Raw genomic sequence first — 22,752 nt, forward strand, 5'->3', positions numbered from 1 at the left:
CGCACGAGGCACCGGACATTCTTTTCGTTATCATCATACGACTTTCCGTTGTTGTTCTGCTCCTTTGAGTTGAGCTTGTACTTCATCGAATTCATCATACATCGCTTGACTCGGTGCTTTCGTCAAGAGACTGCCGACAACAAGTGCGACGGTGGAAGCGATGAATGCAGGAATCATTTCATACATCTCCGAGATATAAAACGGAAGATCTTTGACATACACCTTCACCAAAATCCAGACGATGACGACGACTGTTCCTGTAATCATCGAGGCAAGAGCACCATGTTTGTTCATCCGGCGCCATAATAAACTGAACAAGACGACCGGTCCAAATGCAGCGCCGAATCCGGCCCACGCATATCCTACAAGTGTCAGAATGGATTTTTGAGCACCAAATGATAAGGCAATTGCAAGGAGTGCGACGACGAGAACCATGATCCGTCCCATGACCATCAACTCTTTATCTGACGCATTTCGTTTCAGGAAACGCTGATAGAAATCATTAGTTGCGGCACTCGATGACACAAGCAGCTGCGTCGAAATCGTTGACATGATGGCAGCGAGCAATGCCGCCAGTAATAATCCCGTGATAAACCCCGGGAACAGATCACGTGACAGTTGAATGAAGACGTTCTCTGGATTTTCGAGTTTTCCACCTTGTTGCGTGAAATAAGCGTATCCGAATAGTCCGGTTACCATTGCCCCGACAATCGAAAACGTCATCCAGATCATCCCGACCCGACGAGCCGCTTTCATTTCATGCAAGTTTCGAATCGCCATAAAACGGACGATGATGTGCGGTTGACCAAAGTAACCAAGTCCCCAGGCAAGCAGGGAAACGATACCGATCACAGTCGTTCCTTTGAACAGTTCAAGTTTCGAACCATCTGTCGAACGGATCGTCTCAAGCGTCTCATTAATCCCGCCGCTGAGCGCAAGCGTAACGGCTGGGACGATCAGCAAGGCGATGACCATGATCATTCCTTGGACGACGTCCGTCCAACTGACTGCGAGGAAACCACCGAGGAATACATACGCGATGACGACACCTGCCAAAATCCATAAGCCGGTTGTATACTCGAGTCCGAAGACCGATTCAAACAAACGACCGCCGGCGACAAAACCACTTGAAGCGTACATTATAAAGAATATTAAGATAACTCCAGCTGAAACTGTACGCAGGACACCACTTTTATCGTGGAACCGCTTTTCAAAGTAGTCGGGAATCGTAATCGCATCCCCGGCATGCGCCGTATAAGCACGTAAACGTGGTGCAACTAGCAACCAGTTGGCATACGCACCGAGTAGTAACCCGATGACAATCCATCCACTGGACAGACCAGTTGCAAACATAGCGCCTGGTAATCCCATCAATAACCATCCACTCATATCACTCGCTCCGGCTGAGAGCGCTGTGACGACCGGTCCGATCGTTCGTCCTCCAAGCATATAATCGTTCATGTTTTTTGTCCGATAATACGCGACGACGCCTAGTATGACCATCAAACCCAGATACAACAAAATCGCGAACCACATTCCGTTCATCTCGTGCTCCCCCTTTTCTAAAGAAAAACGGGTATGCAGGTCGCATACCCGTTTCATCTATTAAACATCATTTTAGAACATTTCAGAAGTAGTTTTTGCTTGAAGGTGTAAAGTCAAGTAATCCGGTCCGCCTGCTTTTGAATCCGTTCCTGACATGTTGAATCCGCCAAACGGTTGGTATCCAACGATTGCCCCTGTGCAACCACGGTTGAAGTACAAGTTACCGACATGGAAGTTCGCACGTGCGTATTCCTGGTTCGTACGATCCTGAGTGATGACAGCACCTGTCAAACCATATTCCGTGTTGTTGGCGATATCGATTGCTTCTTTGAAGTCTTTTGCTTTTGTGAAGGCAACGACCGGTCCGAAGATTTCTTCCTGCATCAAGCGGTCAGTCGGTTGAACGTCAGCGACGATTGTCGGCGAGACGAAGTATCCTGTCGAATCATCCGCCGTACCACCCGCTGCAATCCGTCCTTCTTGTTTTGCGACATCGAAGTACGATGTGATTTTTTTGAAAGCTGCTGCATCGATGACAGGTCCTACGTTGTTCGTCACGTCGACCGGGTTACCGATACTAAGTTTGTTTGTGTTTTCGACGACTTTTGCGAGCAATTCGTCATAAACCGAATCAAGTGCGACGACACGTGAACAAGCTGAACATTTTTGTCCTGAGAAACCGAATGCCGCTTTTGTGATCATGTCTGCTGCGTAGTCAAGATCAGCTGACTCATCGATAACCATTGTATCTTTTCCGCCCATTTCCGCGATAACGCGTTTGAGCCAGATTTGACCGTCGTTCAATTTAGAAGCCCGTTCGTTAATACGGAGGCCGACATCACGTGAACCCGTGAAGCTGATGAAACGTGTTTTCGGGTGATCGACGAGGTAATCGCCGACTTCTGCACCTGGTCCCGGAATGAAGTTCAAGACGCCGGCCGGAAGACCAGCTTGTTCCATGACTTCAACGAATTTGGCAGCGACGACCGGTGTCGTCGATGCTGGTTTCAAGAGGATCGGGTTACCTGCCACGATCGCAGCAACCGCTGTTCCTGCCATGATGGCAAGCGGGAAGTTCCATGGTGAGATGATGACACCGACACCCAGTGGAATGTAGTCGTACCGGTTGTATTCACCCGGACGGCTCTCGACTTTTTTACCTTCTTTTAGTACGAGCATCTGACGCGCATAGTATTCGAGGAAGTCGATTGCTTCTGCTGTATCCGCATCCGCTTCGTTCCATGGTTTACCTGCTTCTTTAACGAGATAAGCCGAGAATTCATGTTTGCGTTTGCGAATGATGTTTGCCGCTTTGAATAAGACGTCCGCACGAACACTCGGATTGACGAATTTCCACGTCTCAAATGCTTTGACTGCCGCTTGCATTGCATCTTCAGCGTGTGCTTGTGTCGCTTTCGAAACGCGTCCGACGATTTCTTCTTTGTTTGCCGGATTGACAGAAACGATTTTGTCCTCTGTCGTCACACGTTCTCCCCCGATGACGAGCGGATAATCTTTCCCAAGCTCTTTCGATACAAGTTCAAGCGCCTCTTCGAACGCTTTCTTGTTTGCTTCCTGTGAGAAGTCCGTGAATGGTTCGTGTTTGTACGGAATCATCTCTATTCCCCCTTTTATACTTGCTTTTAATCGCTTACATTCTCCATTGTACAGAAGCATGTCGCCGCTTACAATTATTCTGGACAAAAAAATGAAGAAGACCGTGGAGGCCCTCTTCATTTGCGATTCATTGCTTGGCCTGCGAGAAGACGATCTCTTCATTTTGAACAGATACTTCGACATCCTGCCCCTGGAACAGCCAGTCATCCTGATCCGAGACGACGAAATGAATCCCGTCGACGGTTTCTTCAACCGCTGCCCGGTCGACGGTCTCCATGTGTACGCCGACCGAAAACCCTTGCGTCAAATCGGTTGATCCACCGTATTTAGCGAAAAAGCGGATTGTATCGCCTTCTTTTGCTTCCATTTCTTCTTTGAAATACTGTAATGCTTCGTCTGTTACGTGAATTTTCATGTTGAACCCACTCTCCTTTGTGATAATGTACCTATTTCCTACTCAAAAAAGCGAATTTCCTGTATGGTGAAGACATAGATGATTGATGTTGTTTATATAGGAGGAACTGAAAATATGAAACGATTACTGACGGTACTCGTGTCAACGGGTATCATCCTTGCAGGGTGCGGAAATGATGCTGCACCGTCTACTGATACTGAATCCCCGAAGTCAACGGAAACGAAACAAACGAAGCAGGCAGGTCATGACGTTCTTGACGTCTACAAGACGTATCAACAAACCGTTGGACAATCGGGTACGGCTGACGCCAAGGCACTTGCCCGGATTGAATATACCGGTGATGGAAAATTACTCCGTCCTGCCATGCTCGGTGCTAACAATTTAAACATCCGGCCGGGTAAGGTCGTCAAAAGCTTTCAGGAAGGTGATGTCGCCTATATCATCCATGAATTTAACGATGAGGACGGGTCTCCCTTACCGAACCGTGCTTCAAAACTGTTATTGAAACAGGACGGTGAATGGAAAATCGTCATCGTCCCGACGAAATTTGACCCTGAAGTCTTTACGACCCTCGCCTCCCTGTTCGAATCCTTTAATGCCGACGAGTACGGCGTCAACGCGAAAGCGGCGGAAGCGGTCGGCAACACGAAGGAAGACGAGCAGGATGAAGTTTTCACGCGGGTCAATGCCCAGACGGACTACATGGCGCTCGAGATGAACAGCAACATCCTGATGATTTACGGTCCTGCCCTTGGTAACAAAGGTAATCCGGAGACGCTCGTCAAGTATTATGAAGATTATGCCGACTGGTACCGCGAGGAACAGACCTTGCTGCTGAAGACAGCCAAGGCCGGGACCGATTACGAAAAATACCTGATTGCGCTAGATCCGTTAAAGGAAAGTCTGCAGAAGAAACTCGAAAAATATGCTGACCAGTTGAACATGGAACTGGGTTGAGGAGGACCATTCATGAGCACACTTGATTTTACACTGCCGAATGCACAGGGAGAGCCGATTACATTAAGTGATTACCGCGGAAAAAAAGTGATCGTCTACTTTTATCCAAAAGACTCGACCCCCGGTTGTACGACGGAAGCCTGCGACTTCCGGGATGCTTCCGCAGCCTTCGCTGCGAAGAACACGGTCATCCTCGGTATTTCCGCTGACAGTCAGAAGCGTCACCAGAATTTTATCTCAAAATACGAACTTCCATTCGAATTATTGTCTGACGTCGACCATACCGTCTGTGAGCAATACGGGGTTTGGCAACTGAAGAAAAATTATGGAAAGGAATATTATGGAATCGTACGTTCCACTTTTTTAATCAATGAATCCGGCGAATTGATTCAGGAATGGCGTTCCGTTAAAGTCAAAGACCACGTCACAGAAGCACTTTCCTTCCTCGAACAACTGAACTGATCGAATTAAAACACGCCATTTTATGTGCGTGTTTTAATTTTGGAATCATTTTTACCTCCCAATATTATCCTTCCCAAAAATTATTTTTACAAAAAAAACGTTGATATTACACGAAATTTTAATAAATTTGAAATAATCTGAAAATAATCTATTGATTTTTCTGAATATTGTATTTATTATTGGTAACAAGTTGATCCGGTGCTTTCCTTCAACAAAATAAAAGGCGATGACCCCTCTTATTTTTTTAATAGGACACCGGATCGCTATTCTAATCGGTACTCATTTTTCAATCATATATATTCATTCTTGGGAGGGAACTTATTATTATGAAGACGAAAAAAACACTTGCACTCGTTGGCGCCCTAGCTATCGCCGGATCAAGCCTTGCTGCTTGTTCATCGACAGATGATTCAAAAGATACTTCAGGATCGACAGACACGAAAAAGGCGTCGGACAAACAAGTCCTCAACCTGACAAGCGGTTCCGACATCCCGGCACTCAGCCCGACGGTCGCAACGGACTCGGTTTCATTCACGGTCTTAAATAACGTACAGGAAGGTCTTTTCCGACTTGATGACAAACAAGAGCCGACACCTGGTGTTGCTGAGAGTGTAGACGTCTCTGAAGATGGTCTTACATACACATTCAAACTACGTGATTCGAAATGGTCGGACGGCAGTGACGTCACGGCAAAAGACTTCGAATATGCTTGGAAACGTGTCCTTGATCCGAAAAGTGGATCGCAATATGCATACATCATGTATATCATCGATGGTGCTGAAGCCTACAACACAGGAAAAGGAAAACCGGCTGACGTTGGTGTCAAAGCGGTTGACGACAAGACACTCGAAGTCAAACTGACACAACCGGCCGAGTACTTCAAAGCGTTGACTGGCTTCGGTTCATTCATGCCGCTGAAACAGGAATTCGTTGAAGAAAAAGGAAAAGATTTCGCAACAAATCCAGAGAACTTTCTCTACAACGGACCGTTCCAACTGACGGACTGGAAAACAGAAGTCGGCTGGAGCTACAAGAAAAACGACCAGTACTGGGATGCTGATACGGTCAAACTGGAAGAAGTCAACTACAAGGTCGTTAAAGAAGTCTCGACTGCCGTCAACCTGTATGAAAAAGGTGACATCGATACAGTCGGTCTGACAAGTGAATTCGTCGATCAGTACAAAGACAGCGAAGACTTCGATACACGTCTTGACGCTTCGATGTACTACATCCAAATGAACTTCAAGAACGAACTGCTTAAAAACAAAGACATCCGTAAAGCAATCGATTCCGGGTATGACAAAGAGCAGATGGCGAAAGTCCTCTTAAACAACGGATCGATCCCTGCTTACTACTATGTACCAAAAGAATTTGCTAAAGGTCCGGACGGAAAAGACTTCCGTGACGGCAACGAAGGATTCGGATCGTTTGATGCTTCGTCAGCTAAATCTTCGTTTGAAAAAGGCCTCAAAGATATCGGCAAAAAATCCGTCAAGCTTGAGCTTCTTTCATACGATGACGACAACTCGAAGAAAATCTCCGAGTACCTCAAAGGCGAGTGGGAGAAAAACCTTCCAGGTCTTGAAGTGACGATCAAACAACAACCGTTCAAAAACAAATTGGATCTCGAGTCTAAAGGTCAGTTCGAACTTTCATTCGCAGGATGGGGCCCTGACTACCAGGATCCAATGACATTCCTCGACATGTGGATGACTGGCGGACCGTACAACCGTGGTGGTTACTCAAGCGACAAGTATGACTCCCTCATCAAGTCGGCGATGAAAGAAACAGATGCTGCAAAACGTTGGCAGTCACTGAAAGACGCTGAGAAAATCTTACTTGAAGACGATCAAGCTATCTCCGTTATGTACCAACGCGGTGCTTCCCTCTTACGTAAGCCTTACGTTAAAGGAATCGTTAACCACAAAGTCGGTGCGGATACTTCGTTCAAATGGACGTATATCGAAGGAAAATAAGTATGACTTAAGACCAGTCTCGCTCCATGCGGGTCTGGTCTTTTTTTCCATATGAGACAAATGTACTGTTTTTATCCTGTTCATTAAAAATTGGTAACATTCTGTTTTCATTTGAATTGCTTCGATTTATACTTAGCAGAAGAACGATTTTCACTTTATTTACAATATTTCACGGTAATTATTCATAATTAATGGAAATGTGCCGATATATTCTATACAGAGGACTTTTGCCTCAAAAATTATGATTTATTAGGAAGGAGGACTCACCCTTGAAACAACGTGTACTTACGAGTCAGCAAACGTGGACGGAAGAACAGCTTGAAATGATTCAAGCCATCCAAGCCTTAGGCGAACTCATTCAGGATCGTCCCCGTCGGACGATTTATCGTCGTTATGCCATCGAACATGGCTGGCCGCAACCGGAGACCATCATTCGTCAGTTCGGTTCCTGGCCGGAAGCTTTATCAGCAGCCGGTTACGAGTGGCATATCGATCAGCAGCCGGAAGAACTCGAGCGCGCTCCGAAATATACCAAAGATGAAATCCTGAAGTCGTTTCACCGGTATGCCCAGGATGTTGGATCAACCATCACCTTAAAAAAATATCAAATCTGGCGAAAATCGGTTCATCATGCTCCGAGTCATTATCATATCGTAAAGATGTTCGGATCTTGGCATGATGCCTGTACAGCTGCCGGATTAGAAGCCAGTGTCACGTATTCCAAAGCAGAACTTGCCGCTTCACTCCGTCAAGCCATCGAGGAAGTCGGTTTCTCGCTTTCATTTGAAGCGTACCGCGAGTGGGCGAAACGAAACAATAAACCATCGACGAAAGCCTTGTTACACCGTTACGGTTCCTGGTCTGCTGCCATTCATGCCATCGAAAGTGAAATCCGCATCAGCAACCAACAGGCCCAGTAATCCAGCCTTCATCTTTTTTCTTATATTCCATCCCTTATACGTTATAGCCGAGCCTCCTTCTCTTGCAGAACGAGGCTTTTTTCGTACGATTTGACGCCTCAGACAGCTTTTCGACAGCCCCCTCCTCACTACTCTCGACACGCTCTATCAGTCGCTAAGGCGTCAAAAAAACCGCTGACAACGTCAACGGTTCTTGCAGTGAAAGTTAGACAACACGTTCTTTCCATTCCTGGTAGGATGCGACACGGTCACGTCCTTGGAACTTCGCACCGATATACATCGCGCGGTCGGCGTTGCGGATCAGACTTGCTAAATCGCCCAACTCGTTTAACGTATCGACACCGATACTTGCCGTAATCGTTAACGAATCCGCTTCCACTTGAATAGGATTCGCATGTAACGTCTCGCGAATCCGCTCTGCTACGATTTGGGCTGATTCCAGATCCGTGTTCGGTAACAAGACGACGAATTCTTCACCACCATACCGGGCGACGAGATCGGTGATCCGTGTCGCCTGCATCAACAGTTTAGCGACTTCAAACAGGACGACATCCCCGACCTCATGTCCATACGTATCATTGATTTGTTTAAAATGATCCAAATCGATCATCAAGGCAGAGAATGGATATAAATCACGTTGCCGAATCCGGCGGTCGCCCCATTCCTGTAACGCCCGGTAGTTTGGCAATTTCGTCATCGCATCTGTCCGGCTGTCCGTCAACAGACGTTCCCGTTCCTGTGCCCGTTCGACTGCCCACGAAAGGACCCGTAAAGCCCGGTACAGCTCATACCCAAAGTCTTTTGTGAACTCTCCGCTTGCTTCAGAAGCCAAGAATAAGGAGCAATTGATTTTTTCCGTCGCTTCCGGTTGGATGAACAGAATCGATTGGGTTTCTTCCGGGACACAATCATATAAACGGATGTCCCACTCCTGTTGCATGCCGTACAGCAAAACTTCGTCTTTTTCTTCAATGATTTCTTCAATGATGATCCCACGGACATGGTCCGCCTTTAACTTCCGACCATCTTTCAACGAATAATAAATCGAATTCCCTTCACCGAAATCAAATTTAATCCAGGCGATGTCCGGACGAACAAAATGGTTCAACTGACGTAAATACCGTTCAATGATGAACTGGGCATCGCCATCTTTCCAGGCCGCTTCTTTTAATCGTTCAATTTGCTCCCAGTGCTCGATCCGGTCACTGGCATGGACGGAACTGCCAAGCGACCGTTTGATGATGAACAGCGCAAAGGCCGTCATGACAAGACCGCTGTTCCCGTTGTTTTGAACCATCAATGTACTGAAAATCCCGAATAACAATTCGGCAGCAATGACGACCGCCTCGAACCGAAGCAACGGTAGCATGACACTGCTTGGAATGTTTTCACCGAGTAAAAAATTCGATAACTTATACTGGAACAGTAAAACGAGCCATAAAATCAAGACCATGACGAGTAACGGTCCGATGTTTCCGATTAACGCGAAGTCGTTCCCGTGCGTTCCACCTAACGCGTTGTAAGCGAGTCCCGCAGGTAAAATCAATAACAGCTCGAGCGTGACATTAAACGGATAGTTATGTAGCATACGCCGGCGGCCAATCGCTGTGTGGAACGTCCGCAATTGATAGATCAACATCGTCAATTGTCCGACACAGACGGCAGACAACAATCCATACGTCAAAAACGTAAATAACACGAATCCGAAATGGAACGTAAAGCTCATATGTCTTCTGCGGACCGGATCGACGACAAAGATCGTGGAGAGTGCAACAACAAGCGTGAACGTAAAAAAGTCGATGCTGAGGCTGTAGTCTCTTGATTTCGCCAGTAAATCGATTCCGATGACGACAAGAAAAAATACAATCCAGCTTCGAAGGAGATATTGTTGAAAGCGACGCATGTTGACTTCCCCTTCCTAACACATTTTGTATATATATGGAAAACAAAATCTGATTATCACTCATTTGAGCATTGAGGTCTATTTTTAATGCTTTGATTTGTTACACTAGCAATAGAGGTGATAAATCAGTGACTACACATTTTACGAAAGAAGCATTTGATACATTTGAGATTGAAGGACTGGAACAACGGATGGACGCGATCCGGGAACGGATTCAACCTGTCTTCAAACAAATCGGGCAAGAAGTATCACCGGATTTAACGGTCCATCTGGCAGAAGATATGTATGTGCATATTGCACAGCATGCCCGCCGGAAAGTAAATCCACCGAAGGACACATGGATGGCTTTTTCCCCGAACAAACGCGGATACAAAAAACATCCGCATTTCCAAGTCGGCTTATTTGATGATCATCTGTTCATCTGGCTCGCTTACATTTACGAACTTCCGAATAAATCACAGTACGCTGCTAAACTACTGGATCACCAGGAGCTGTTGCATGCACTGCCGTCCGATTTTGTTGTTTCTTACGATCATATGAAGAAAGAGGCACAACGGATTGACGAGAACAGTCTAGAACAAGGACTCGTTCGGTTCCGCGATGTCAAGAAAGCAGAATTCTTAGTCGGCCGTCATGTATCTGCGGAAGAAGTCAGTACGATGTCGCACGAGGATTTAGTAAAATTGATTCGAAATACCTACGAACAACTCGTACCAATCTATAAAAAAATTCAATAAAAAGGATGGCCTAAAAGGTCATCCTTTATTCGTTAGTTATATTTTACTAGAATTGACATGACTTGTGTACGGTCAGAATTTAAATTTAGATAAATGTTGACCTCTTTTGTTGAAATGGTCATCAAGTTAAAGGTTTTATCGAGTTTCGCAGTCGAGTACGCTTTTTTAACTTCTTTGACGGTAATCGTCCGGTCGATCATTTTCGGATTGTAAACGATGGCAGAGACTTTGGCTTTGCGATCAGGAACACCGAATGTCGAGCAATAATGAATGGCTTTGTTTGGCGCGACCAGTCCTTTACCGCTCTGACACCACGTTGAATTTTTTTCCCCTTTGTACGCGCTATGTACTTGGGCTAATGTTGTTTTTTCTAATGTTACTTTTCCATCAAGTGACTTGGCTTTTGCAGCGGTCGTTTTGACTTGTTTCAGCCAATCGACATCCGTCGGCTTCGCTGCCTCGGCAGATTCGTTATATGAAGGACCTGAGACAAGGCTCATGGTAAGTGCAGCAGTTAAAATAAGTCCGAAAAATTGTTTCATGATGTGCTCCCCCTTGAAATGCTTTGATAAATATCTCATTCCCCCATTTTAGAAATAATATTCACTTTAAATACATTTCTTTAAAAAATATTTCAAAAAAAAGTTGTTACCCGTCCGGGCAACAACTTTTCTTGTTATTTCTTATGCATTTTGAACTCTAAAAATAGTTCATTATAATGAGCGAGCATTTCCTTACCTAAGTTTTCATATACTTCGAGTGTATCCGTGACCTGTTTATCCGGATAAAAACGTTTGTCTTCCCGCACGTCACGATCGAGCAATTTCAAAGCCGCTTCGTTTGGTGTCGAGTATCCGACATAGTCCGCATTTTTGGCGGCATTTTTCGGATCCAACATGAAGTTGATGAATTCATGGGCACCTTTTACATTTTTAGCCGTTTTCGGAATGACGATGTTATCGAACCAGACGTTCGATCCTTCCTTTGGAATCACGTAGTTCAAATTTTCATTTTCACTCATGATTTCATTGGCATCACCGGACCAGACGACACCAATCCCTGCTTCTTCGTTTGCAAGCAACAACTTGATTTCATCACCGACAATCGCCTTGACGTTCGGTGTCAGATCCATCAGGTTCGCTTTCGCTTTCTGCAGTTTGGTTTCATCGGTCTCGTTTAAGGAATAACCGAGACTGTTCAGACTCATCCCCATTACTTCACGTGCACCGTCTGCGAGAAGAATTTGATTTTTCAGCGCCGGATCCCACAAGTCCTTCCAACTGGTCGGTTTCTTTCCGTCAATCAATTTTTGATTGTAGACGATTCCGACCGTCCCCCAAAAATAAGGGATCGAGTACTTGTTGCCCGGATCAAACGATAAATCGAGGAACCGCGGGTCGATATTTTTCAGATTTGGAATTTTTTTCTGATCAATCGGGACGACTAAATCTTCTTCGATCATCTTCGCGATTGCATAATCGGAAGGGACGGCGATATCATACGTCGTTCCGCCCTGTTCGATTTTCGTCAACATCGCTTCGTTCGAATCAAACGTTTGATAGACGACTTTGATGCCGGATTCCTTTTCGAACTGATCAATCAATTCCGGATCGATGTAGTCGCCCCAGTTATAAATGTTCAAAACGTTTTTTCCGGAATACCCTTGTGTTGCATTCAACCGGTTCAAAGCAAACAAGATGATACCGGATATCAAAAAAATTGCGACAAATAATTGAATGAGCTTTTTCATCGCTTATTTCACCTCCGGTCGGGACAGCTTCATGGCAGAACGTTGGTTCAGGAAGTAGTAGCCGATGACGAGTAAGAACGTAAACAGGAAAATCACGGTCGACAAGGCATTGATTTTCATCGAAATTCCTTGGCGGGCAAGCGAATAGATTTCAACGGACAACGTCGTAAATCCATTCCCCGTGACGAAAAACGTCACCGCAAAATCATCCAGTGAATACGTCAATGCTGTGAAGAAGCCGGCGAAGATGCCGGGTGTGATGTACGGCAAGATGACTTTCGTCAGAACATCGAGTCGGCTCGCTCCCAAGTCACGTGCCGCATCGACGAGTGTCGGACTCATTTCCTGCAGTTTCGGCAGGACTAAAATGACGACAATCGGGACGGAAAACGCGATATGTGACAACAGGACCGAGGTGAAGCCGAGTTGAATGCCGAGCATCGTGAAAAAGATCAGGAACGACGCACCGATGATGACGTCGGGACTGACGATCAGGATGCTGTTCAGCGTCAACAGAGAGGTCTCGACCCGTTTTTTGCGGACCGCTTGAATCCCGATGGCCCCGAGGACACCGATGATCGTCGAGATTGCAGCGGACAGGAGCGCGATGACCAGCGTATTTAAGACGATGATCAAGAGACGGGAATCCTGAAAGACTTCCTTATACCAATCCCACGTGAAGGAATCAAAATTCGTCATGTTATCGGCACTGTTGAACGAGTAGAAAGCCAGATAAAGAATCGGTGCGTACAAGATGATGAAGACCCCGATCAAGTACAGATTTGCTAATTTTAATCGTTTCATCATGTCGTCGCCCCTTTCTTCCGTTTCGTACTCGTTAATGCCAGAATGATTGCCATCGCAATAATCAGGAAGACGGCAATCGTCGCGCCCATTCCCCAGTTTTGCGTGACAAGAAACTGTTGTTCAATCGCTGTTCCGAGCGTGATGACCCGGTTCCCGGCAATCAGACGTGTAATCATGAATAACGACAGCGCCGGAATGAAGACGAGCTGACAGCCCGATTTAACTCCGTCAAGCGTCAATGGAAAGACGACACGACGGAACGTCATGAAATTCGAAGCCCCGAGATCGCGGGCCGCAAACACAAGTGACGGATTCAATTTTTCAATCGCGTTAAAGATCGGCAGGATCATGAACGGAATGAAGATGTAGACGGAAACGAACACAAAACTGAAGTCCGTGAACAAGATCTGTTTCCGGCCGATTCCGATCGCTTCCAACGTCTGGTTCGCCCATCCGTATGTGCTGAACAGACCGATGAAAGCATAGGCTTTTAAGAGCAGGTTGATCCAGGTCGGCAAGATGATCAACAGCAGCCACAATTGTTTATGCTTTGTTTTCGTCAGCAGATAGGCGGTCGGATAACCAATTGCCAGTGAAAACAGTGTGATCAAAAAGGCATACCAAAACGAGCTGAGCGTCATCGTCAGATACGTCGAGGTGAAGAACTTCTGGTAGTTGACGAGTGAGAAATGTCCTTCGAGATCGAGAAACGAATAATAGACGACGAGGACGATCGGCGCAATGACGAACAACGCAATCCAGAAACTATACGGAATCAGGTACCAGTTACGTGTCTTCTGCATCACAGCACCCCATCGTAGGACTCAAGTCGTTTGTCGAATTCCTCTTCCGTCTCATTCAGACGCATGACGTGAATCGCTTCCGGATCAAACGTCAAGCCGATCTGTTCCCCAACCGTCGCTTTTTTCGTACTGTGGACGAGCCATTCGTTTCCGACTTCATCCATGCAGGCAATCTCATAGTGAACACCGCGGAACAGCTGGGAATCGACGGTCACGCGCAACTTCCCTTGGGCGACGCTGGTGATTTCCAAGTCTTCCGGACGGATGACGATTTCGACCGGTTCATTTAATTCGAGACCGCGGTCGACACATTCAAATTCTTTTTCTGCGAACGAGACCCGGTAATCCATCAACATCCGTCCCGGGATGATATTCGATTCCCCGATGAAATCAGCGACGAAACGGTTGATCGGTTCGTCATAAATATCCGTTGGTGTACCCGACTGCTGAATCAGACCGTGATTGAGGACAAAGATTTCGTCCGACATCGCCAGTGCCTCTTCCTGATCGTGCGTGACGAAAATGAACGTAATCCCGAGACGACGCTGTAAATCACGCAGCTCATACTGCATTTCCGTCCGGAGTTTCAGATCGAGTGCCGATAACGGTTCATCCAGTAAGATGACTTCCGGTTCGTTGACGATCGCCCGGGCGATAGCGACACGCTGGCGCTGTCCGCCTGACATCTCCGTGATTTCACGGTTTTCGTATCCGGATAAGTTGACGAACTTTAACGCATCGAGCACACGTGTCTTGATTTCCGCGTCTTTCATCTTTTTGATCCGCAATCCGAACGCGATGTTCTCAAAGACGTTGAGGTGCGGGAACAACGCATAATCCTGAAAGACCGTGTTGACCTGCCGTTTGTTGGCGGGAACATCGTTGATCCGTTTTCCATTGAACAGAATATCGCCTTCCGTCGCTTCGGTGAACCCGGCAATCAGCCGTAAAACCGTCGTTTTCCCGCAACCGGATGGTCCGAGCAGCGTATAAAATTTTCCACGTTCAATTTCAAAACTGACGCGTTCAAGAACCGTCTGATCGTCAAAACGTTTTGTCACGTCTGTAAATTGAATGATCGTATTGTTGTCTGCCAAATCTTATTCCTCCTTATAAGTACGAATCCGTGGCCGTCACGAGTACTTTCGTTTCCGCCTTTGAATCATTTCGTAACTGATGAATTTCTGAAGCTTTATAATAGAGCGTCTCGCCTTGCGTCGCCACGAATGATTCCCGGCCAAGCTTCAACGTGACCGCCCCTTCAAGTACATAGACGAACGTTTCCGATCCGGACGGTTCGTATGCTTTAAAGTGTCCGCCCGGTGCCAATCGCAGTAAGACAGGCTCCATTTCCTTTTCATTCGATTCCGGAATCAGCCATGTCACATGATACCCTTGTTCCGGGTCCTCATAACGCGTGACATCTTTTTGCGAATAAACGACCTTTTGATTTAATGTGTCTTCATCAAAGAAATCCTTTGCCGAGATGCCGAGTACTTCCAAAAGACTGAACAGCGTCTCAATCGACGGTGAACTGATCTCACGTTCGATTTGCGAGATGTATCCTTTACTTAAATCCGTCCGTTCGCCAAGCTCCTCTTGCGTCAAGCCTTTTTGAAGACGCAGATTTTTGATTTTGTTTCCGATCGTCCGCAATCCGCGCCCTCCTTTCCAAATAACAGTTTAGTATAAGACGACTTCAAGTTTACTAATCACGTACCGATTATAGCGTATTGGGCCAGTTAATCAACTAAAATGTTTCAAAAATTTAAGGGTTCATTTGACAGCGATAACGCTTACAACTACAATTAATACCAGGTACTAAAATAAGGAGGAAACAGCATGAAGATTGCATGGATTACAGACAGTACGACGATTTTGCCCGATTCGATTTCTCAGCACGAAGACTTGACCGTCGTCCCTCTTCTCGTCATGAAGGATGGTGAAAGTTTTACGGACGGCGTCGATGTCGAGGCCGAGACCGTCTATCAATGGATCGATGCGAAACATAAGGTCACGACCAGCCAACCGTCGATCGGTACGTTCACGGAACACTATGAACGGTTAAAAGAGCAGTATGATATCGGCTTTGCGATCCATCTTTCAAGCGAGCTGAGCGGGACGTATAACGCTTCTGTTCAAGGGGCTGAAATTGCCGGATTCCGGTTGATTGCCATCGATTCCCGTTGCGGCATCTATCCGGCGGGCCAATTGCTTGCGGAAGCGATGCAACTCGCAGCAGATGGAATGGCAGTCACAGAGATCGAGCAGTATATTTTAGAGCGCCGCTTCGATCATCATATCGAGTTCACGGTCGCGAACCTCGATCAGCTGCAGGCAGGCGGACGCATTTCCTCGACGAAGGCGTTTGTCGGTAACTTACTTCAATTGCGGCCTCTGTTTCATTTCGAAGAAGGGAAAATCGTACCGTATCAGACGGTTCGAACGTTCAAGAAAGCGCATGGGAAGATTTATGACCATCTCGTTGAAATGCTTGAGAGCGGAACGGTCACTGATGTTTCATTATTCCATGCAACTGCCTACGATTTGGCGTTCGAGTGGAAAACGAATCTCGAAAAGCGGTTCGATGTCACAGTTCGCATCGATAACTTAACGCCTGTTCTCGGTTCACATACCGGTAATCCGGCCATCGGCATGTCGTTCTTAAATCCGACGAGCCGACGCTGATGTCTAAAGAGTCAAATATCCGGGTAAACCTCCTTTAGAGATTAAAGGAGGTTTTTGTATTGAAAAACAAATGGATTTGGCTCAACTGGCTTGGTTTTGTTTTTACGATCGCTGTCAATGCGCTTGACGGTGGAAAGACAGGACGGATTTCGGACACGATCATGACCTATTTCAAACCCGCAGGTTATGCTTTCTCAATTTGGGGACTTATCTATCTTGTTTTGCTCGTCTGGTTGATCATGCAGACGATTCCGAAATTCAAGGAACATGATATCGCAAAAAAAATCGGACCGTGGTTCTTGATCAGTTGTCTGTTCAATGCCGGTTGGATTGTTACGTTCTCATACAAGTTATTCCCGCTGTCGGTCGTCGTCATCGTCGGTCTTCTCGTTTCACTGATCGTGATTTACTCAAAAATCGACCGCGAGACAAAAGCCTTACGCTTTAAATTGCCGTTCTCGCTTTACCTCGGTTGGGTATCGGTTGCGACGATTGCCAATATCTTCTTGACCATCGATACCGAAAACATCAACTCATGGCTTGGAATCGGCGATGCCGGTTGGACGATGATCATGCTTGGTGTTGGTGTAGTTCTCGCCTTGTTGTTCATGTTCTTTAACCGCGATCCGATTTATCCGCTCGTCTTCGTCTGGGCTTACATTGCAATCAACTTCCAGTCGGATAACGGGCTTGTTGATACAGTTGTTCTCGGAAGTGTCGTCGTCCTGCTTGCCGGATATGTCTTCCTGCTCGTCCGGATGCGCCGGCAAATGCGCGTGAGCAACTAACGTTATTTTCTGCCCGGTTCGGCGTATAATGAAGTCAAAGGAGTGAATGTCATGCATATCACATTTACAGAAACGGCTCTGGCACGCATCGACCAGTTACGCGGGGATACTCCCGGTCAACTGCATCTTTATTATGATACGGAAGGATGCGGTTGCGGGAACTCCGGCATCTTCAGCATCCGGCTCGTCGAAGGGGCGGCGGACGAAGATATGACGATTGATTCAAACGTCGGACCGGTCCTCGTTAAACGGTGGTCGAGCCATTTTCTCGATCAGGAAATGACGCTTGATTACAATCCCGAGAAAAAATCATTGATTCTAAAAAGTGATGGTCAATACTTCAATACGAACGTCCTCGTTACCGATCAGACCGGCTGCCAGTTGACAGCCAACCGGTAAGACGACAAAAAAGGCAGCTTCCCTTGTGGAAAGCTGCCTTTGTAGTGTGATGGACAGACAGGTACTGGATTGAGTAGAGAGCTGAGCAACCATCGAAATGTACGGCGATTCTGTCTGCATCTTGCACAAGTCGAACAAATTCCTGCCCGGAATTCGTTCACGAAGCCATTGCGTCCCCCATGATCGCACACATATTCCTCGTGTGCTTATCCAGTATACGTAAAAAGACACGGATTGGATTGAACGGATGTGCTGTCAGCCCACATCCAGGACAGTTCGTTCAATCGTCTGCTGGTCGAGATCCTTGACCTTGACCGGACGGCTGTAATAATAGCCCTGTCCATAGTCACATCCGAGTCGTTTCAGGAATTCATGCTGCTCAAGCGTCTCGACGCCTTCCGCCACCACTTCAATCCCAAGACTCTTCGCCAACTGGATGATCATTTCGGTAATCGCCGTTCCCCGCTCATCATGCGGTACTTCATCAATGAATGATTTATCAATCTTCAAGATATCGATCGGTAAATGCTTTAAATGCGTCAGCGAGGACAGTCCTGTCCCGAAGTCATCGAGCGCAATCGTCAAACTCAATTGCTTTAATTCTCCGAGCATCAATAAGGCCCGCTCCAGATTTTCCATGACGGATGTCTCCGTAATTTCCAGTTGAAGTTGCAATTCTCCGCCGTTCTTCAACGAATGATGAACGATTTCCTTGATCATCAGATTATGCGATTCCGACCGGAAATGCATCGCTGACAGGTTGACGGAGACTTGACGGATGAAGTGATCCTCTTCCCGCCAGACTTCCATTTGCTTGACAGTTTCCTGCAGTACCCACTGGGTCAGCCGATGGATCAGACTGTACTTTTCAGCGAGTGGAATGAATTCCGCCGGTGAAATGAAACCGAATTTCGGATGATTCCAGCGAATCAGGACTTCTGCCTGCTCGACCTTGCCTGTTGCCAGCGCAATTTTCGGTTGATAGACGAGATTAAACTCTTTAAAGTCCGTCATGGCCCGACGGAGGGAACCGACGATTTGTTGTTCCCGGCGATCCGAATGGAGCAGTTCATCGTAGATGACAAAACGGTCCCGTCCTTCATTTTTCCCTGCACGCAGGGCGCTTTCCATCTGACCAATCCGCATTTCCAGTGTATCCGTAATATTCGGAACGATGATGCCGATGGTCGCAGTCAAATGAATCTCCTGCCCGTCGAGAAAAATCGGTTGCCGGATTGCTTCCAGGACATCCGTGAAGGCCTCTTCGAGCAGATCGGGATGGATGTTTTGAATCAGGAAAAATTGGGTTCCATTGTAACGGATACAAGCTTCATCTTCTTGAAGTAACGCTTTGATCCGGTCCGAGAATTGCCGAATGACGATGTCTCCCTGATCAAAGCCGAATGTATCATTGATCCATTTGTACCCGTCCAGATCGAGCAACGCCATCGTCATCCGCTTTTTCGTCCGGCTGTATTGTCCGTCGACTTTTGACATATGATGATCCAGCCAACGGCGATTGTGCAATCCGGTCAAATGATCCGTATACGCCATCATCTGTAAGGCCCGCCGTTCAAGATGAATATACAGTCCGACGATCAACAGAACGATTAAAAAGACCGGAACTGCCACGTCGCTTAAGATATTTGATGTGACGGGGCTGGCTGAGACGTCCACTCCCGAAGCACCGGGAACACAAAACGTCGTCCCGAGCATTCCGACATAGTGCATCGTTGAAATACCAAACCCCATTAAGATGGCAACGGGAATCAAAATTCGTTTTTTATCGACATGCCGTGTCATATACAGCAACAGGAGGGCGACATAAGCGACCGTGATGGCAATCACAATCGATAACGTGAATAACGCCGCATCATAGCGGACATCCCCATCGAACTGCATCGCAACCATACCAAGATAATGCATCATGGCGATTCCCATCCCCATTAACGTTCCGGCAATGATGACTTTTTTCCGTGTCAGCTCCGAATAATATAAGAGATAAAAGGCAATCCAGGCAGCCGTCACGGCGGGGACGATTGACAGGAACATCAGCACCCAGTCGTATTTGACCGGTACCGCCAACTCAAATGCCCCCATGCCAACGAAGTGCATACCCCAAATGGATAATCCCATCGTCAAGGAAGAGACGAACAATGCTCTTTTCTTTAAAGATACGGCTTTTGCCAACCGGCGATTTAATTCAAGTGAGGCATAGGATCCGACAATGGCCACGATGACCGATAGGATGACCAGTGTCTCTTCGTAATGTTTCGTTAAGGTGATCCATTCATTCATGATAAGTGCCTCTCTTTTTTGACTGACATTCCTATTAGTATCGTCTGCTTACCGGTATTTTTTCAGTCTTCTGAAGAAATTTCATTAGAATGCGTGTGCTTTTTTCTAAAAAAGGCGGATATACTCGAAAAACGAACAAAAAAAGGGATGCTGTTGATATCGCATCCCCTTACTGTTATCTCTCATTCACTGATTGTTATAACGCGACGGAAGCCACGACTTCGCCGGTCGGTTTTTCTAAATCCGGTTCAGGTTCGACTGTGATGGCGACCGCATCAATTGTTCCGTCTCCTTTGATCGGGAAGACAGCTGCCGCTTCCCCGTCCTGTTCGATGACCCCGTTCGCACGAGGCGTATCACCTTGAATCGTCCAAAGTTGATACAACTCACCCTTCTTCAGCGGCGGTAAATCTTTCAGTTGGACAAGCATGAATTCCTGATCATCTTTTGTAAAAATCATGCTTGACCCCTTAATTGAGGCCGTACTTTCAAAGTTGCCCATTCCTTTGACTTCGTCCATCGCAAACTCTTCCGCCGGAGAAGACTCGTCTTGCGACAAGAAGTAGGCGTTGGCACCAAGTGACAGGATCAAGGCGGCTGCGATACTCATCAACCATCCGAGCGGCACAGACCGTTTTTTCTCTTTCTTCGATCGTACTGCGTCGAGGTCAGACAAGTGCGTCTCCTCTACAGCCGGTTTTTCAACTGCTGCTTGCACCGGTTTTTGTCCTTGTTTCGTCGATCCAAGGACTTCACCGAGAATTCTTGACTTCATGCCGGTTGGTATCGGTCGTTCCGGAAGTGATTCCGCGATGGGCAGCATCAAGTCTTGCATCTCTTGGAGCGCCTGTTTGCAGTCATCACAAGTCGCCAAGTGTGCCTCGAACGCGTCGCGATCGGCAGCTGATAATGTTCCGTTGAAGTAATCGATTAAATCATGACAACGTTCTTCCATCAACGTTCCCTCCCGTCTAGTAATTTCCGGAGTGCCTGGATAGCACTCCTTATTCTGGTTTTCACCGTTCCAAGCGGTAAATTAAGCTGATCTGAAATTTGTTGTTGTGTCAGGCCTTTAAAATAAACGAGTTCAATTAACTCTTGTTGATCGGGTTTCAGTTCATTGACGGCATCGCGGACTTCCGTCGCCGTTTCCCGCTGCATGACCGTCCGTTCGACCGGTTCATCATATCCGCCGTCCCGCTCCTCGACTTCAATCGTCGGTTGGCGTTTCTCGCGTCTCAGACAGTCGAGCGCTGCATTGCGGGTAATCGTTAATATCCAAGAGGAGAACTTTCCTTTATCGGTATTAAAATCGACCCGTCCGTTCCAAATCTTCATCCAGACTTCCTGGATGACTTCTTCTGATAAACGATCATTGTTCGTAAAGCGATGAGCGAATGAGAACAACAGTCTTTCATACTTGTCATACAGTACTTCGAGAGCTTGTTCATCTCCACTGCGCATCTGATGATAAAGCGATTCATCGGATTGAGTATGCATCCTTCTCCTCCTTGGTGATCAGTCAGCCTTATCATATAGTATACGCAAGCTGACGCAAAATCGTTTTAGTTTTTTCACTTTATTTCATTTTTTTGTCCACCACATCCATATTCCCTATTCCGCTAAAAAATATAGCTGAAAAAAGCGGTTAGATTGACAGCAATACCGTGATGGGCATAGCATAAAGGTATCGAACAGACGGATTGCATCTTAGAATGGAGGAAAATGAATGGATTACGATCGTAAAATGAAGAACCGGGTCAGCCGGATCGAAGGACAACTTCGCGGTATCTTGCGAATGATGGAAGAAGGACAGGATTGCCGTGATGTCATCACGCAACTGTCGGCTGCCCGCTCCGCCATTGACCGGACGATTGGTGTCGTCGTCAGCTCCAATCTGATCGAGTGTGTCAAAGAAGCCGAACAATCCGGCGAAGGACAGACGGAGGAATTGGTTAAGGAAGCCGTTAACTTGCTGGTAAAAAGCCGCTAATCGATTCCTTGGAATCGTTGATAGTCTTGCTCTGCTTGGATGCGGTGCAAGACTTATTTTTGTTTCCGCTGTATGTTTTGGAATCGAGATAAAAAGGAACAATAAAAGGCATGACGAAAAGTGACTTGAACATGAGGAGGAACCGAATATGGCTACGTATCAACTCGATCAGGACCACAGCTCCATCACATTCTCAGTCAAACACATGATGATTTCAAAGGTTAAAGGAGAGTTTCGTGACTTTACCTTCGATGTCAGTGGAGAAGCACATGATTTGGAAAACGCTTCTGCTGTCGTAACGATTCCGGTCGCTACGATAGACACACGCAGTGCGGACCGCGATACACATTTGAAATCAGCTGATTTCTTCGATTTCGAGCAGTATCCGAACATTACTTACCGTGTGACTTCGTTTAAAAAACACTCCGGTGACGAATATGAAGTGACCGGTGATTTGACGATTAAGGATGTTACGCGGACAGAAACGTTTAAGGTCGAGTATGAAGGCAGCGGTGTTGATCCTTGGGGTAATACACGTTCCGGTTTTGAAGTCGACGGGAAGATCAAACGGGAAGACTACAATCTCACCTGGAACGTCGCGCTCGAAGCCGGAGGTGTTCTGGTCGGCAGTGATGTGAAGTTCCAATTGCACCTCGAGTTCATTCACGGGTAATTAGTAGAGATCATAGTAGAC

The 22,752-nt window shown here is 46.7% G+C and carries 23 protein-coding genes; 10 read left to right on the forward strand and 13 right to left on the reverse strand.

Going from position 1 to position 22,752, the window contains the following annotated elements; genetic code table 11:
• Positions 1-33: 33 nt before the first annotated feature.
• The 3 genes from putP to AC3IRK_RS13070 all read right to left on the reverse strand — a co-directional run bounded on the left by putP (position 34) and on the right by AC3IRK_RS13070 (position 3,577).
• On the reverse strand, positions 34-1,545 hold the full coding sequence (putP, locus tag AC3IRK_RS13060) for a sodium/proline symporter PutP (RefSeq protein WP_131502273.1): 1,512 nt from the start codon (positions 1,543-1,545) through the stop codon (positions 34-36).
• 72 nt (positions 1,546-1,617) lie between these two features.
• Positions 1,618-3,162 carry an L-glutamate gamma-semialdehyde dehydrogenase gene (gene pruA, locus AC3IRK_RS13065; RefSeq protein ID WP_114595027.1) on the reverse strand — a complete coding sequence of 515 codons (1,545 nt, stop codon included), beginning with the start codon at positions 3,160-3,162 and terminating at the stop codon, positions 1,618-1,620.
• Between the two features lie 127 nt (positions 3,163-3,289).
• Entirely contained in the window at positions 3,290-3,577 is a 288-nt protein-coding gene (locus tag AC3IRK_RS13070; RefSeq protein WP_012371380.1) for a HesB/YadR/YfhF family protein, read from the reverse strand.
• Between the two features lie 114 nt (positions 3,578-3,691).
• Between AC3IRK_RS13070 and AC3IRK_RS13075 the strand changes: the two genes are divergently transcribed.
• From AC3IRK_RS13075 to AC3IRK_RS13090, 4 genes are all read left to right on the forward strand, one after another.
• On the forward strand, positions 3,692-4,534 hold the full coding sequence (locus AC3IRK_RS13075; protein ID WP_489170060.1) for a hypothetical protein: 843 nt from the start codon (positions 3,692-3,694) through the stop codon (positions 4,532-4,534).
• Positions 4,535-4,546: 12 nt separating this feature from the next.
• Positions 4,547-4,996 carry a thioredoxin-dependent thiol peroxidase gene (bcp, locus tag AC3IRK_RS13080; protein ID WP_131502275.1) on the forward strand — a complete coding sequence of 150 codons (450 nt, stop codon included), beginning with the start codon at positions 4,547-4,549 and terminating at the stop codon, positions 4,994-4,996.
• 326 nt (positions 4,997-5,322) lie between these two features.
• Entirely contained in the window at positions 5,323-6,972 is a 1,650-nt protein-coding gene (locus tag AC3IRK_RS13085; RefSeq protein WP_131502276.1) for a peptide ABC transporter substrate-binding protein, read from the forward strand.
• Positions 6,973-7,241: 269 nt separating this feature from the next.
• The gene (locus AC3IRK_RS13090) at positions 7,242-7,892 is read left to right on the forward strand and encodes a homing endonuclease associated repeat-containing protein (protein ID WP_114595023.1); all 651 of its coding nucleotides are present in this window, start codon (positions 7,242-7,244) and stop codon (positions 7,890-7,892) included.
• Between the two features lie 205 nt (positions 7,893-8,097).
• On the opposite strand, the gene AC3IRK_RS13095 is transcribed toward AC3IRK_RS13090, so the two are convergent.
• Positions 8,098-9,795: a GGDEF domain-containing protein gene (locus tag AC3IRK_RS13095; protein ID WP_131972270.1), complete on the reverse strand. Its 1,698-nt coding sequence runs from the start codon at positions 9,793-9,795 to the stop codon at positions 8,098-8,100.
• A gap of 128 nt (positions 9,796-9,923) precedes the next feature.
• Between AC3IRK_RS13095 and AC3IRK_RS13100 the strand changes: the two genes are divergently transcribed.
• On the forward strand, positions 9,924-10,532 hold the full coding sequence (locus AC3IRK_RS13100) for a YktB family protein (protein WP_131502279.1): 609 nt from the start codon (positions 9,924-9,926) through the stop codon (positions 10,530-10,532).
• A gap of 32 nt (positions 10,533-10,564) precedes the next feature.
• Here AC3IRK_RS13100 and AC3IRK_RS13105 read toward each other — a convergent pair whose 3' ends face one another.
• The 6 genes from AC3IRK_RS13105 to AC3IRK_RS13130 form a co-directional block, all read right to left on the reverse strand.
• The gene (locus tag AC3IRK_RS13105; RefSeq protein WP_426354061.1) at positions 10,565-11,074 is read right to left on the reverse strand and encodes a hypothetical protein; all 510 of its coding nucleotides are present in this window, start codon (positions 11,072-11,074) and stop codon (positions 10,565-10,567) included.
• 134 nt (positions 11,075-11,208) lie between these two features.
• A complete protein-coding gene (locus AC3IRK_RS13110; protein WP_131972268.1) occupies positions 11,209-12,282 on the reverse strand; it encodes an ABC transporter substrate-binding protein in 1,074 nt (357 codons plus the stop codon).
• Between the two features lie 3 nt (positions 12,283-12,285).
• Complete coding sequence (locus tag AC3IRK_RS13115; protein WP_131502282.1) at positions 12,286-13,089, reverse strand: ABC transporter permease; 804 nt, start codon at positions 13,087-13,089, stop codon at positions 12,286-12,288.
• A complete protein-coding gene (locus AC3IRK_RS13120; RefSeq protein WP_012371390.1) occupies positions 13,086-13,892 on the reverse strand; it encodes an ABC transporter permease in 807 nt (268 codons plus the stop codon). Before AC3IRK_RS13120 ends, AC3IRK_RS13115 begins: the two co-directional genes overlap by 4 nt.
• Positions 13,892-14,989 (reverse strand): ABC transporter ATP-binding protein, encoded by a 1,098-nt coding sequence (locus tag AC3IRK_RS13125; protein WP_012371391.1) that lies wholly within the window; start codon positions 14,987-14,989, stop codon positions 13,892-13,894. Before AC3IRK_RS13125 ends, AC3IRK_RS13120 begins: the two co-directional genes overlap by 1 nt.
• A 13-nt stretch (positions 14,990-15,002) precedes the next feature.
• Positions 15,003-15,548 carry a helix-turn-helix domain-containing protein gene (locus AC3IRK_RS13130; protein ID WP_012371392.1) on the reverse strand — a complete coding sequence of 182 codons (546 nt, stop codon included), beginning with the start codon at positions 15,546-15,548 and terminating at the stop codon, positions 15,003-15,005.
• A gap of 186 nt (positions 15,549-15,734) precedes the next feature.
• On the opposite strand from AC3IRK_RS13130, the gene AC3IRK_RS13135 reads away from it, so the two are divergent.
• From AC3IRK_RS13135 to AC3IRK_RS13145, 3 genes are read left to right on the forward strand one after another with little or no spacing between them, the layout of a single operon-like run.
• The gene (locus AC3IRK_RS13135) at positions 15,735-16,580 is read left to right on the forward strand and encodes a DegV family protein (protein WP_131972266.1); all 846 of its coding nucleotides are present in this window, start codon (positions 15,735-15,737) and stop codon (positions 16,578-16,580) included.
• Positions 16,581-16,639: 59 nt separating this feature from the next.
• Entirely contained in the window at positions 16,640-17,368 is a 729-nt protein-coding gene (locus AC3IRK_RS13140; protein WP_012371394.1) for a TspO/MBR family protein, read from the forward strand.
• 51 nt (positions 17,369-17,419) lie between these two features.
• Positions 17,420-17,767 (forward strand): iron-sulfur cluster biosynthesis family protein, encoded by a 348-nt coding sequence (locus tag AC3IRK_RS13145; RefSeq protein ID WP_131972264.1) that lies wholly within the window; start codon positions 17,420-17,422, stop codon positions 17,765-17,767.
• Between the two features lie 255 nt (positions 17,768-18,022).
• On the opposite strand, the gene AC3IRK_RS13150 is transcribed toward AC3IRK_RS13145, so the two are convergent.
• The 3 genes from AC3IRK_RS13150 to AC3IRK_RS13160 all read right to left on the reverse strand — a co-directional run bounded on the left by AC3IRK_RS13150 (position 18,023) and on the right by AC3IRK_RS13160 (position 21,565).
• Complete coding sequence (locus AC3IRK_RS13150) at positions 18,023-20,065, reverse strand: putative bifunctional diguanylate cyclase/phosphodiesterase (protein WP_131972263.1); 2,043 nt, start codon at positions 20,063-20,065, stop codon at positions 18,023-18,025.
• 196 nt (positions 20,066-20,261) lie between these two features.
• A complete protein-coding gene (locus tag AC3IRK_RS13155) occupies positions 20,262-21,020 on the reverse strand; it encodes an anti-sigma factor (protein ID WP_188004708.1) in 759 nt (252 codons plus the stop codon).
• Positions 21,020-21,565 carry an RNA polymerase sigma factor gene (locus AC3IRK_RS13160; protein WP_012371398.1) on the reverse strand — a complete coding sequence of 182 codons (546 nt, stop codon included), beginning with the start codon at positions 21,563-21,565 and terminating at the stop codon, positions 21,020-21,022. The genes AC3IRK_RS13155 and AC3IRK_RS13160 overlap by 1 nt, the downstream gene beginning before the upstream one ends.
• 229 nt (positions 21,566-21,794) lie before the next feature.
• On the opposite strand from AC3IRK_RS13160, the gene AC3IRK_RS13165 reads away from it, so the two are divergent.
• Both AC3IRK_RS13165 and AC3IRK_RS13170 read left to right on the forward strand, forming a co-directional pair.
• On the forward strand, positions 21,795-22,058 hold the full coding sequence (locus AC3IRK_RS13165; RefSeq protein ID WP_012371399.1) for a metal-sensitive transcriptional regulator: 264 nt from the start codon (positions 21,795-21,797) through the stop codon (positions 22,056-22,058).
• A gap of 148 nt (positions 22,059-22,206) precedes the next feature.
• On the forward strand, positions 22,207-22,731 hold the full coding sequence (locus tag AC3IRK_RS13170) for a YceI family protein (protein WP_489170061.1): 525 nt from the start codon (positions 22,207-22,209) through the stop codon (positions 22,729-22,731).
• Positions 22,732-22,752 lie beyond the last annotated feature (21 nt).

The organism is Exiguobacterium sp. GL_137, from assembly GCF_057834585.1.

What these genes read in the sequence shown, in the direction of transcription:
- putP (WP_131502273.1), bottom strand. Translation starts at nt 1,545, where the DNA reads ATGAACGGAATGTGGTTCGCGATTTTGTTGTATCTGGGTTTGATGGTC.
- pruA (WP_114595027.1), bottom strand. Translation starts at nt 3,162, where the DNA reads ATGATTCCGTACAAACACGAACCATTCACGGACTTCTCACAGGAAGCA.
- AC3IRK_RS13070 (WP_012371380.1), bottom strand. Translation starts at nt 3,577, where the DNA reads ATGAAAATTCACGTAACAGACGAAGCATTACAGTATTTCAAAGAAGAA.
- AC3IRK_RS13075 (WP_489170060.1), top strand. Translation starts at nt 3,692, where the DNA reads ATGAAACGATTACTGACGGTACTCGTGTCAACGGGTATCATCCTTGCA.
- bcp (WP_131502275.1), top strand. Translation starts at nt 4,547, where the DNA reads ATGAGCACACTTGATTTTACACTGCCGAATGCACAGGGAGAGCCGATT.
- AC3IRK_RS13085 (WP_131502276.1), top strand. Translation starts at nt 5,323, where the DNA reads ATGAAGACGAAAAAAACACTTGCACTCGTTGGCGCCCTAGCTATCGCC.
- AC3IRK_RS13095 (WP_131972270.1), bottom strand. Translation starts at nt 9,795, where the DNA reads ATGCGTCGCTTTCAACAATATCTCCTTCGAAGCTGGATTGTATTTTTT.
- AC3IRK_RS13105 (WP_426354061.1), bottom strand. Translation starts at nt 11,074, where the DNA reads ATGAAACAATTTTTCGGACTTATTTTAACTGCTGCACTTACCATGAGC.
- AC3IRK_RS13110 (WP_131972268.1), bottom strand. Translation starts at nt 12,282, where the DNA reads ATGAAAAAGCTCATTCAATTATTTGTCGCAATTTTTTTGATATCCGGT.
- AC3IRK_RS13115 (WP_131502282.1), bottom strand. Translation starts at nt 13,089, where the DNA reads ATGATGAAACGATTAAAATTAGCAAATCTGTACTTGATCGGGGTCTTC.
- AC3IRK_RS13120 (WP_012371390.1), bottom strand. Translation starts at nt 13,892, where the DNA reads ATGCAGAAGACACGTAACTGGTACCTGATTCCGTATAGTTTCTGGATT.
- AC3IRK_RS13135 (WP_131972266.1), top strand. Translation starts at nt 15,735, where the DNA reads ATGAAGATTGCATGGATTACAGACAGTACGACGATTTTGCCCGATTCG.
- AC3IRK_RS13145 (WP_131972264.1), top strand. Translation starts at nt 17,420, where the DNA reads ATGCATATCACATTTACAGAAACGGCTCTGGCACGCATCGACCAGTTA.
- AC3IRK_RS13150 (WP_131972263.1), bottom strand. Translation starts at nt 20,065, where the DNA reads ATGAATGAATGGATCACCTTAACGAAACATTACGAAGAGACACTGGTC.
- AC3IRK_RS13155 (WP_188004708.1), bottom strand. Translation starts at nt 21,020, where the DNA reads ATGGAAGAACGTTGTCATGATTTAATCGATTACTTCAACGGAACATTA.
- AC3IRK_RS13160 (WP_012371398.1), bottom strand. Translation starts at nt 21,565, where the DNA reads ATGCATACTCAATCCGATGAATCGCTTTATCATCAGATGCGCAGTGGA.
- AC3IRK_RS13165 (WP_012371399.1), top strand. Translation starts at nt 21,795, where the DNA reads ATGGATTACGATCGTAAAATGAAGAACCGGGTCAGCCGGATCGAAGGA.
- AC3IRK_RS13170 (WP_489170061.1), top strand. Translation starts at nt 22,207, where the DNA reads ATGGCTACGTATCAACTCGATCAGGACCACAGCTCCATCACATTCTCA.